Raw genomic sequence first — 10,679 nt, forward strand, 5'->3', positions numbered from 1 at the left:
GGCCGGTACGGCCAGATACGCATACCTCGTTCTCGTCTCAGCAAGGGGTGTGCCGCGAGTCATGAAACACTTCGAACATGCCAGGCCGTACGCCGTGAATGGCGAGCCTTACGGTTCACACGCCACCAGCGCGTGCAATTCGTCGATATTGAACGGCTTGGCGAGTATCGCCACGCCGAGCCGCCGCGCGCGTTCGAGTTCGTCCGCATAGCCGGTCATCAAGGCGATCTTCTGCGACGGCCACGCGCTGCGCACTTTCTCCGCGAGGTCGATGCCGTTGAGCTTGCCCGGCATCTGGATGTCGGACAGCACGAGCTCGAAGCGTGCGCCGCCCGTGAGAACGTCGAGCGCCTGGTCGGCGGTCGGTTCATGGCGCACCTCGCAGCCGAAGGTCTCCAGCACGGCCGCCACGCCCGCCGCGACATCCTCGTTGTCTTCCACCAGCAGGACGACGCCGCTCGGCGCAGGCACCGGAGCTTGCACTGTCTCGGCTTGCGCCAGCGACGTCTTCTGGCGTTCGCGATACCGCGGCAAATACAGCCTGACCGTCGTCCCGCTGCCCGGCACGCTGTCGATCTTCGCCGTGCCGCCCGCCTGTTCGCACATCGAAAGCACCTGCGCGAGGCCGAGGCCCGTGCCCGAACCGCGCAGCTTGGTGGTGAAGAGCGGCTCGAAGGCGCGCCGCGCGACGGCCTCGGGCATGCCCTCGCCATCGTCGGAACAGGCGATCAGCACGTATTCGCCGTCGGGCAGCAAGGTATCGCTGCCGACCAGCCGGTTGTTCTGGCAACGAATCACAAAGCGTCCGCCCCGCGGCATCGCATCGCGCGCGTTGACGGCCAGATTCATGATGGCGAATTCGAGGTCGGTCGGATCGGCCAGCACCTGCCAGACGTGATCGACCATGTTCAAGGCGAGCTCGACGTTGTCGCCGAGCGCGGCGTCGATCAGCGGCGCGGCGGCGGGCAGCCACGTGGCGAGCTCGAGTGGCTGCTGTTTGAGCGGCTGCTTGCGCGCCACGCTCAGCAGGCGCCGCGTAAGCGATTCGGCGGTGGCGGTGGCACGCTCCACCGCCAGCACTTCCTTCTCGACGTTGTTGAAGCGCTTGAGCCGCGCGAGCTCCGTGTTGGCGGAGACCACCATGAGCAGATTGTTGAAATCGTGCGCGACGTTCGCGACGAGATTGCCGAGCGCGCCCATGCGCTGCAGTTGCCGGCTCGAGGCTTCGGCGGAGAGACGCATTGCCACTTCGCCCTGCCAGCGTTCCCACGCGCGGCGCTCGCCTTCCAGTTGACGCAGCGAGTAGAAGACCAGCAGCCAGATGGCAATGCAGGGTGCAGCGGTGAGTGCCGCGATCATGATGAAGTGCCGCCGCCACGCTTCGCCGATCGACGACGTCGCGTAGGCGCTCATCACATAGAGCGGATAGTCGCCGACGCGGCGAAACGCCAGCAGGCGCTCCACACCGTCCACCGTGGAATTCAGACGGACGTGGCCGAATAGCTGTTTGTCACGCAACGCCTGGGTGAATTTGCTCCGCGGGCTGGGCTTCGCGCCGGCCGGCCACGGCGGATAGCGCACCAGCAGATTGCCGTCCTGACGATACAGGCCCAGCGCCAGCGACGAATCGCCGTTGGTCAGTTCACGATAGAAGCGCGAGAAGTACTCGTTGCGCAGCGCCACCGAGACCACGCCGAGGAACTGACCGTCGGCACCCGAGCGGCCCGTCGCGGTGGTGAACACATCGGTCTGCGAGAGTGGGCCGAACATCGGCAGCGAAAAATACGGCTGTGGGCGCATCGCTCTCGCGCTCGTAAAGTCTTCGCGCTGCGCGATCGACATGGCGGGCGCGGGAAATGTGCGGCTCGACACCAGCAGGTCGCCTGTCGCGCCAAGCAGATAGATAGACGCGACCTGCGAAAAGTCGCCGCCGATTCCGCGCAGACGGTCGTGCAACATCGCTTCGCGCGCGCGAATCTGTGCGTCGCCGTCATCGCCGAGCAGTTCCACGATGCGCGAGGACATCTGCTGGTTCAGATCCAGCACCTTGACGGCCTGTTCCTCGGCCACACGCGCGAGACGGTCGATCATGTCGTTCGAATCGGCGATCCGGCGCTGGTAATCGAAGTAGCCGTAGCCCGCGAGGCAGATCAGGGGAAACACGATCGAAACGGCGAGGAGGATCAGCAGCATGCGCCGCGTCGCCGCGAAATTGCGCGAAGGCATGGGGAAATCGACTGCGGCACGTTCCGCACGCTGCACGGTCACGATCTCCATGAATGGTCAACACAGGTCAGGGACGCCACGGCACGGCATGCCCGGTGCATGTTCGTGCGCTATTTCCTTTTCCGGAATTTACCGCACTTCGGCCGTTCTCCATAGCGTGATGGGCGAGGAAATAGCGCTCGAGCCGCCGCGCGCATTCGGGCACATGGATTGCTGAACCATTGGAGTTCGGCGACGTGAAAGGCGTGCTGCACCGCGGCGTGCCCATGCACGCCGCACGCCGCCTGCGCTGCTAATTTGCTCATTCCACCGTCCGCGAGGAACCGGCCATGCCCACGACTGCCCGATGCGTCGCTCAGCTCTCGCAATTGCGAACCGACCGCGCTGAACGTGTCGTGGTGAACGACGAAAAAATTCTGCTGGTGCGCGACGGCGATACCGTGCGCGCCTATTCCGCCGATTGCCCGCACGCCGGCGCGCCACTCGAAGAAGGCGCGCTATGCCACGGCCGGATCATCTGCCCGTGGCACAAGGGAACGTTCGACGTCGCCACCGGCAACGTGCTCGAACCGCCCGCGCTGGTCGCGCTCGACCGCTATCCCGTGGTCGTGTCTGGCGACGACGTGATGGTCACGCCGGAAAAACTCCCCCGGCCGGCGCGCAATGCCAGCGCGAAAGAACCGCATTACGTGGTGATCGGCGCGGGCGCTGCGGGCGCCGCCGCTTGCGCGGCGCTGCGCGAGTGTGACTTTGGCGGCCGTATCACGCTCGTAGGCGATGAGCCGCACGCGCCCTACGACCGCACTTCGCTGAGTAAATTCGTCCCGTCCGGTGAAATGGCGCCCGCCGATGTGCCGCCGCTTCTCGCGCCGGACTGGCTCGAGCGGCACGACATCGAGCGGATGGTCGGGAAAGTTGCGCGGCTCGATGTGCCCGCCCGCACGATTCATTTCGAAAGCGGTGGCGAACTGACTTACGACACCGCCTTGCTCGCCACCGGCAGCGTGCCGAAGCTTCCCCCGATTCCCGGTGTGGAACTCGGCGGCGTGCATGTGCTGCGCAGTCTCGACGATGCCGCCGCGCTCGTCGACGCCATCGGCGACGATGCCAGCCAGGTCGTCATTCTCGGCAGCAGCTTCATCGGACTCGAAACGGCTTCCTCGCTGCGCAAACGCGGCACGCAAGTGACCGTCATTTCGCCGGAGAAAGTGCCGTTCGCGAGGCAGTTTGGTGAACGCGCGGGCGCCATGTTCCGCGCGCTTCACGAGCGCAACGGCGTGGTGTTCCATTTCGAAGCAAAGGTCACCTCGCTCGAAGGCGATGAAGGCAACGTGCATCAGGTGATGCTCGAAAACGGCGAGCATATCGCCGCCGACATCGTGCTGTTAGGCACGGGCGTCGCACCGGCCACGGGTTTTATCGAAGGACTGCCGCTGCAAAAAGACGGCGGCGTGCTCGTCAACGCGGGCATGCAAGCTGCGCCTGGTCTCTATGCAGCGGGCGATATCGCCGTGTTTCCGTTGCATGAAGATCAGGAACCGTTGCGGATCGAACATTGGCGCGTCGCGCAGCAGCATGCGCGCATCGCCGCGGAAAACATGTGTGGCGCGCGTCATCGCTACGTCGGCGTGCCCTATTTCTGGACCTATCACTTCGGCAAGAACTTCGAATATCTCGGCCACGCGAGCGAGTGGGACGAGATCGTGACCGACGGCGAACTCGATAACCAGCAATTCGTCTCGCTGTACGTGAAGAACGACAAGGTGGTCGCCGTGCTCGCCTGCGAACGCGAAGCGCAGACCGCGCGCCTGATCGATGCGATGAGAGGCGGCGTGTCGCGCGCGGATGCAATGGCAATTGTCGGCGGCGCATCGTGCGTCACGAAATGAACACCCGGTAACCTGAAGGAGAAACGCGATGACACAACACAAGGAAAAGCACCCGAACTCGAACAAGAGCGAAAAGCAGATCGACAAAGAGGTCGAGGATAGCTTCCCCGCGAGCGATCCGCCGTCCACCGGCGGCACCACGAAGATCGTCCCCGACAAGGATGCTGCTTCGAAAGACAAGTCGGCCGCAAAAAAGCCGGCTGGGCACTAGGCCTCGCTGATCGAATGTGAACCGCCCGACGCACTGCCGACGGGCGGTTTTCTCCACTTCTGCAATGGCAACCCTCACCACCCTCGCGTCAATGCCACACGCAAGGCACGCCGCATCGAGTGGATGACGTTCAAGGATTCGTAGCGCGCTAGCTGGTGACCACAAGCGGCAGGTCTTCCTCGGTCTGGGCTCTGGCCGTTTCGACACGCCGGCAAGCAGCGAGGATTTCCTGCAATGAGGTGGCATAACACTCCGCACCCATGGCGCTCTGCAAATCCGCGCTCCACTTCTCCGTATCCTCCGCCACCCACAATCCGACGACGATCGACACCTTCGGCAGTCGCGCGCGAATGCGCCTGACCAGATAGCGCAAATGCGACGGAATGCCGTCGATCTGCAAGTAAAGGATACAGACGATGCCGACATCGTCCGCGTCGAGTTGATCGATCGACGCGCGCGATGCGGCCTCATGCGGCAACGCACGCGACGTGAAGCCGTGCTTGCCAAGCAACTGCAACAGGATCGTTATCGCTAATGCGTCGAGCGGGCCGCGTCCGGGAATGCACAACACACGGTTGCTGGCTGCGAGTGGCGACTGGTTCGTTGCACGTTCTTCTTTCGCATTGCCTGGAGAAACGGGCTGCGGATTCGCTGCTTCAGTTCGTGCATCGTTAGAAGCGTCGGAAGCGGAAGGCGCCAACGGTCCCACCGCACTCCAAATTTCTTCCGCCGCGGACGTCGCCGGCTCGCGGTCCTCATAACCGTCGAGGCCATCCACGAGGTCATTCGTCGTCGCCTCGATACGTGCAAGCTGCGCCGCCGTGACACTGCCGCGCACGACGTCGTTGGCCGCGAGTTGCAAGCCCTTGATCGCGACCTCGTCGTAATACGCCGACAATGAGCGCTCACGCAGCAGGACTTCGGCCTGCTCGATCGCTTCATCCGGGTCTCCTGCCAACGCACGTTGATAGAAGTTTTCGATGGGCGTCAGCGCCGGCTGGTCGCCCAGCAGCACGTCGAGAAATTCCAGACGCCGCACATGCCGGCCGAGCACGAGCAGGCAAAGCGTCAGCGGCGTCGACAGAATCAGTCCTATCGGCCCCCAGATCCAGCTCCAGAAAATCGCGGCCACCACCACCGAAAACGGCGAGAGCCCCGTGCTGCGTCCATATAGCAGCGGCTCGACGATCTGCCCCACCAGCAGTTCCACGGTGGCGAACAGTGCCAGCGACCAGATCGCCATCGCCCAGCCCGGACTCACGGCGGCGGCGAGCGCGGTGGCCAGCGTCGCCGAGATCCAGATGCCGACGTAAGGCACGAGCCGCAGCAGCGCCGCAAGAATGCCCCACAGAATCGGACTCGGCACACCGATCAGAAAAAGCCCCGTGCCGATCACCACGCCGACGCCCGCATTCAGGCCGAGTTGCGACACGAAGTAACGGCTCAGACGGCGCGCGGCTTCATCCATCACTGTGGTCGTGCGATGCAGGTCGCGCGAGCCGAACAGACGGATTGCGCGGTCGCGCAGATCGTCGCGTTGCAGCAGGATCACCACCATCACGACGAAAACGATAAACGCCGTTTCGAGCGGACTGATAGCCGGCGACAACACGCGTCTCGCGAGTTCGAACGGCGTCGGCACCGGCTCGCGCACTTCGACGGGCACGGCGGCGGGTTCACTGGCCGCCGGATGCGCACTGCCACGAGACGCCGGGCCGGCCTGCGGTGCGGGTTGCGGCGGCTCGACCGTCGCGCGTTGCAGCGCCTGGCCCGCCGCGCTGGCAAACCGGTTGAGTTTGCCGATGGTCAGGTTGTGCGCCGTTTCCATCTTCTGCTCGACGGTCGCCTGATAGCGCGGCATGCCGGCAGCAAGATCAGTGAGTTGCGTGGCGATCACCGCGCCGAGCATGACGATCACCGACACCGAGATCAGCACCGCGGCGAACACGGACGCCACATGGCCGAGCCGCAAACGCGTCAGCGCATCGGCGAGCGGCGCGACGAGGAAGCTGAGCAGGATGGCGAGCGTCATCGGAATCAGCACGGCGCTCGCGAAGTAAAGGCAAGCGACCACCGTGACGCCCACCGCAAGCGAGATCAGGCTGTCCAGGCCGAAAGCCGTGGCAGGTGCTTGAATGCGGGCGGCCGGCCTCACGCCGCGCGGTTCGGGTATGTCCTTCATTTGCGCAAATCTGTCCGGTTCCGTTCCCGTTCTTGTCAGGCGTGGCGGGTGAGATGAGGTGCGCACGCCGATGGTGTCGACGTCGCAACTCGCTGCTCTACCTCGGTCATGCATTAATCTTTTGGTCAATATGCCGGTCAATCGGGCTAGCGTCGAAGTTCCATTGCATAGCGCACTTACTTTAAGGGCTCGCCAGCGACAGGCCCACTTTCTATCGGCGGTGCTTCCTTCTCTATCTCGGCGCGTGCCTGGTCCCAATACTCGTCAGGCGTGCCTTTCGGATCGTCAGCCTGCTCCCACAGGTAATAAGCGCGCATGCGGATCTGTTCCTCTACAGAGGTTTCTTCCTGTTCCATTGATCACCTCGATTAAACCTGGCGTGGGCCGATATCGGCTGCGCTGCGCGGCCGCCGCAAAAAGAGCGGCATGGCGCGCAGTCCCTTGCAATCGAGCAAGTGCTATACCCGGCGCCGCCTGCTCGACGGCGTTTTACGCCTTGGTGCGTCAGGTCTCGGCGGAGGGTTCCCTTTCGTCAGTGGTGAGCTGCTCCTCGAGGCGGTCGAATACACGCTGCGTCGCGCGGTTCGGTGCGTCGAGCGCGAACAGCAGCAGCGAACGACCCGTCACCTGATACGCGTCGCCGGCGCTGAATAGCGGCAGCTCGGAGCGCACCGGCATGTTGGTGTCGAGCAGGCAGGTCCACTGATCGCCCTCGGGAATATCGGGCAGCGTGAAGTTGACGACATCGTGATGCGCATTCAGCACCAGCAGCAAGGTCGCGTCCGAGGCCGGCCGGCGAATGCCGCTCGCCTGCGCGCGACCGTCGATCACGAGGCCGAAGCAGCGCATCGACGGATCGTCCCACTGCTCCTGCGAGAGATCCGTGCCGTCCGGCGAGAGCCAGCGTGCGTCAGTCACGTCCAGCGCCTCGTTGTACTCACCGATGATAAAGCGGCCACGCCGCAATACCGGCAGACGGTGACGCAGCGTGGTCAGATTCTTGACGACTTCGGTAAGCGCGCGGCCGTCGTCGTCGATGGCCTCCCAATCGACCCAACTGATTTCGTTGTCCTGGCAATAGGCGTTGTTGTTGCCCTTCTGCGTGCGGCCGAATTCGTCGCCCGCGAGAATCATCGGCGTGCCTTGCGAGAGCAGCAGCGTGGCCAGCAGATTGCGTTTCTGGCGCTCGCGCTGCTGACGGATTTCCGCATCGTCGGTCGGACCTTCCACGCCCATGTTCCAGGACTTGTTGTCCGAGTGGCCGTCCTTGTTGTCCTCGCCGTTGGCGTCGTTGTGCTTGTCGTTGTACGAGACCAGATCGTTCAATGTAAAGCCGTCGTGCGCGGCGATGAAGTTCACGCTGGCCCACGGGCGGCGGCCGCGACGATTGAACTTGTCGCCCGAGCCGGTGAGGCGCGTGGCGAGATCGGCCACCTTGCCTTCGTCGCCCTTCCAGTATTCGCGCACCGTGTCGCGAAAGCGATCGTTCCACTCGGCCCAGCCGGGTGGAAAGCCGCCCACCTGATAGCCGCCGGGGCCGCAGTCCCACGGCTCGGCAATCAACCGCACGCTCGAGAGCACGGGGTCCTGCCGGCAACTGTCGAGGAAACCACCGCCTTCGTCGAAGCCATGCAGTTCACGGCCGAGAATCGTGGCGAGGTCGAAACGGAAACCGTCCACCTTCATTTCCGTCACCCAGTAACGCAGGCTGTCGGTCACCATTTGCAGCACGCGCGGATGCGACAGGTTCAGTGTGTTGCCTGTGCCGGTATCGTTGATGTAATAGCGCGGCTCGTCGGGCATCAGCCGATAGTACGATGCGTTGTCGATGCCTTTGAACGAGATCGTCGGACCACGCTCGTTGCCTTCGGCGGTGTGGTTGTAGACCACGTCGAGAATGACTTCCAGATTGTTGTTGTGAAAGCGATCCACCATCTCCTTGAACTCGCCCACCGAATCGATCGACGACGCGAAGAAGCGCGGATCGGCTGCAAAGAAGCCGATGGTGTTGTAGCCCCAGTAGTTGGTGAGGCCCTTATCGAGCAGATAGCTGTCGTTAACAAAGGTCTGGACAGGCATCAGTTCGACCGACGTCACGCCGAGGTTTCTGATGTAGTCGAGCACCACCTGTTGCCCGAGTCCGGCGAAGGTGCCGCGCAGATTTTCCGGTACTTCCGGATGCCGTTTGGTAAATCCGCGCACATGGGTTTCATAAAAAATCACGCGTTCCCACGGCAGCGCGTTGCGTTCGGGATGACTCCACGAAAAATTGGCGTCGACCACCTTGCACTTGGGCACGAAGGGCGCGCTGTCGCGCTCGTCGAAAGACAGATCGCCCTCTTCGGAATCCAGCGTATAGCCGAATATTTCCGGCGCCCATTTGAGCTCGCCGATATGTGCCTTCGCATACGGATCGAGCAGCAGCTTGTTCGGATTGAAGCGATGCCCGTTCTCCGGTTCATAAGGGCCGTGCACGCGATAACCGTAGACCGCGCCCGGTTTGAGGTTCGGCACGAACACGTGCCACACCTCGTCGGTGTATTCCGGCAGTTCGATGCGTTCGATTTCGTTTTCGCCGGTTTCATCGAACAGACACAGTTCGACCCTGGTGGCGTGCGCCGAGAACAGCGCGAAATTGACACCGCTTCCGTTCCATGTCGCGCCAAGCGGAAAAGGCGTGCCTTCCGAGATGCGCGTCGAGTAATTGGCCTGGAATGACATAGTGGTTCCTGTGGAAGCAAGAGGCGCTAAAGCGCGTGTTTTAGTGTAGGCAGTGAATCAGTCGATGCAGGATTTCCGTCCGCATGGATTGCACCAGCGGAACTTCGAACAGCAAGCCCGCTGAAATAGCAAGTTCCGGACCTGGGAGGATCGGCGTGGGTATTTGCGCTGCGCGGCACAACTCTTGCAGCAGGCAAGGTGACAACTGACTCAATGAAGCGGCGCGGCATAAGAAGCGCCGGACATGTCATCAGGGAGAAAAATCATCATGCAACGAATACAGATCAAGCCACTGGCCGCCACCGCCCTGCTCCTCGCCACGTTGGCGTCGTACGGCAATGCGTACGCTCAGGGCGCGCCTCAGGCGATTACGGAAAAACGTACTGACGTGGTGCAACTCGCAAGCGGCTACCGCGCGTCGAAGTTGAGTGGCGCCGATGTCTATAACAAGAACAAGGACACCATCGGCACGCTGGACGATCTGATCGTCTCGCCAAGCGGAGATCGCAGCACGTACGCGATCCTGTCGGTGGGCGGATTTTTGGGCATGGGCAAACACCTGATCGCCGTGCCGTTCAACGATCTGCAGATCAATAACCGCCGTGTGGTGCTACCCGAGGCCACCAAAAAGTCGCTCGAGGCGCTACCTGAGTTCAAGTACGCGCCGGATTAAGCGGCGTTCCTGATTCAATTGACCGGCTGCAAGGATCTGGCCTTGCAGACCGGTTAGTTGCGCTGTTAAAGGTAACAGGCCAACCATCCGGCGCGGCGATATATTCAATAAACCTAAATAATTTGCGTGCCGCTTAAATCCCGGTACAGCAAAAACGATGATTGAAGTCACGCCTTCGTCACTCTGCATCTGCTTCAATCTGCCGCGAATTCCATAGTCGCCGCATGGAGAATTTCTTTCAAAGCGCACGCGGCCTTTACGGGGGACCGGCCACATGCAGCGCCGCCGCCGATTCGAGCACCCGCAACAGACGCTCGGGCGTCAGCGGCTTCGCGCAATGCGCATCGAAACCGGCGGCCTTGGCACGTGCCCGGTCGTCGCGCGAGGCAAATGCGGTGCACGCCACCAGCAACATATGCGAAGTCGAAGGATGAGCGCGCAGGCGCCGCGCCAGTTCCAGGCCATCCAGGCCCGGCATCTTGATGTCCAGCACCACCGCGAACGGCTGCCATTCGTGGGCCATCGCGCAGACGGCAAATGGATCCTCGAGCGCGCGGCACTCGAAGCCGTCGGCAGTCAGCAACATCTGCAATGCCTCTGCCGCTTCCCGGTAATCGTCCACCACGAGGACGCGCCTGTGCGACGCCATCGCGTACTGGATAGGCCGCCACACTACGACGTCTTCGTTATCGTCCATTCGGTCGTCGAACGTCACCATCTTCTCCTTGGCTTTTTCCATGCGCCACTCGCGGGCACTTCGGAACATGCGCGCAAGAT

The 10,679-nt window shown here is 62.6% G+C and carries 8 protein-coding genes; 3 read left to right on the forward strand and 5 right to left on the reverse strand.

Features of this window, described 5'->3' with window-relative positions; genetic code table 11:
- Nucleotides 1–108: 108 nt before the first annotated feature.
- Nucleotides 109–2,277, reverse strand: a complete 2,169-nt coding sequence (locus tag PQR42_RS26570; protein ID WP_408388140.1) for a hybrid sensor histidine kinase/response regulator family protein — start codon at nucleotides 2,275–2,277, stop codon at nucleotides 109–111.
- 278 nt (nucleotides 2,278–2,555) lie between these two features.
- On the opposite strand from PQR42_RS26570, the gene PQR42_RS26575 reads away from it, so the two are divergent.
- Complete coding sequence (locus PQR42_RS26575; RefSeq protein WP_408388142.1) at nucleotides 2,556–4,115, forward strand: FAD-dependent oxidoreductase; 1,560 nt, start codon at nucleotides 2,556–2,558, stop codon at nucleotides 4,113–4,115.
- A 28-nt stretch (nucleotides 4,116–4,143) separates the two neighbouring features.
- Entirely contained in the window at nucleotides 4,144–4,326 is a 183-nt protein-coding gene (locus tag PQR42_RS26580; protein ID WP_408207466.1) for a hypothetical protein, read from the forward strand.
- Between the two features lie 148 nt (nucleotides 4,327–4,474).
- Here the strand turns inward: PQR42_RS26580 and PQR42_RS26585 are convergent, their stop codons facing one another.
- From PQR42_RS26585 to glgX, 3 genes are all read right to left on the reverse strand, one after another.
- Nucleotides 4,475–6,508 (reverse strand): AI-2E family transporter, encoded by a 2,034-nt coding sequence (locus tag PQR42_RS26585; protein WP_408388144.1) that lies wholly within the window; start codon nucleotides 6,506–6,508, stop codon nucleotides 4,475–4,477.
- A gap of 176 nt (nucleotides 6,509–6,684) precedes the next feature.
- Complete coding sequence (locus PQR42_RS26590) at nucleotides 6,685–6,864, reverse strand: DUF2934 domain-containing protein (protein ID WP_408493973.1); 180 nt, start codon at nucleotides 6,862–6,864, stop codon at nucleotides 6,685–6,687.
- Nucleotides 6,865–7,012: 148 nt separating this feature from the next.
- Nucleotides 7,013–9,229, reverse strand: coding sequence for a glycogen debranching protein GlgX (gene glgX / locus PQR42_RS26595; protein WP_408388146.1), 2,217 nt, complete (start codon nucleotides 9,227–9,229; stop codon nucleotides 7,013–7,015).
- Nucleotides 9,230–9,497: 268 nt separating this feature from the next.
- Between glgX and PQR42_RS26600 the strand changes: the two genes are divergently transcribed.
- Nucleotides 9,498–9,902 (forward strand): PRC-barrel domain-containing protein, encoded by a 405-nt coding sequence (locus PQR42_RS26600; protein WP_408207474.1) that lies wholly within the window; start codon nucleotides 9,498–9,500, stop codon nucleotides 9,900–9,902.
- Between the two features lie 256 nt (nucleotides 9,903–10,158).
- On the opposite strand, the gene PQR42_RS26605 is transcribed toward PQR42_RS26600, so the two are convergent.
- A complete protein-coding gene (locus tag PQR42_RS26605; RefSeq protein ID WP_408207665.1) occupies nucleotides 10,159–10,617 on the reverse strand; it encodes a response regulator in 459 nt (152 codons plus the stop codon).
- Nucleotides 10,618–10,679 lie beyond the last annotated feature (62 nt).

The organism is Paraburkholderia sediminicola (assembly GCF_046027355.1).
Classification (GTDB): domain Bacteria; phylum Pseudomonadota; class Gammaproteobacteria; order Burkholderiales; family Burkholderiaceae; genus Paraburkholderia; species Paraburkholderia sediminicola_B.

Excerpts from the sequence above, each read along its gene's own strand:
- PQR42_RS26570 (WP_408388140.1), bottom strand. The coding sequence starts at position 2,277 with ATGGAGATCGTGACCGTGCAGCGTGCGGAACGTGCCGCAGTCGATTTC.
- PQR42_RS26575 (WP_408388142.1), top strand. The coding sequence starts at position 2,556 with ATGCCCACGACTGCCCGATGCGTCGCTCAGCTCTCGCAATTGCGAACC.
- PQR42_RS26580 (WP_408207466.1), top strand. The coding sequence starts at position 4,144 with ATGACACAACACAAGGAAAAGCACCCGAACTCGAACAAGAGCGAAAAG.
- PQR42_RS26585 (WP_408388144.1), bottom strand. The coding sequence starts at position 6,508 with ATGAAGGACATACCCGAACCGCGCGGCGTGAGGCCGGCCGCCCGCATT.
- PQR42_RS26590 (WP_408493973.1), bottom strand. The coding sequence starts at position 6,864 with ATGGAACAGGAAGAAACCTCTGTAGAGGAACAGATCCGCATGCGCGCT.
- glgX (WP_408388146.1), bottom strand. The coding sequence starts at position 9,229 with ATGTCATTCCAGGCCAATTACTCGACGCGCATCTCGGAAGGCACGCCT.
- PQR42_RS26600 (WP_408207474.1), top strand. The coding sequence starts at position 9,498 with ATGCAACGAATACAGATCAAGCCACTGGCCGCCACCGCCCTGCTCCTC.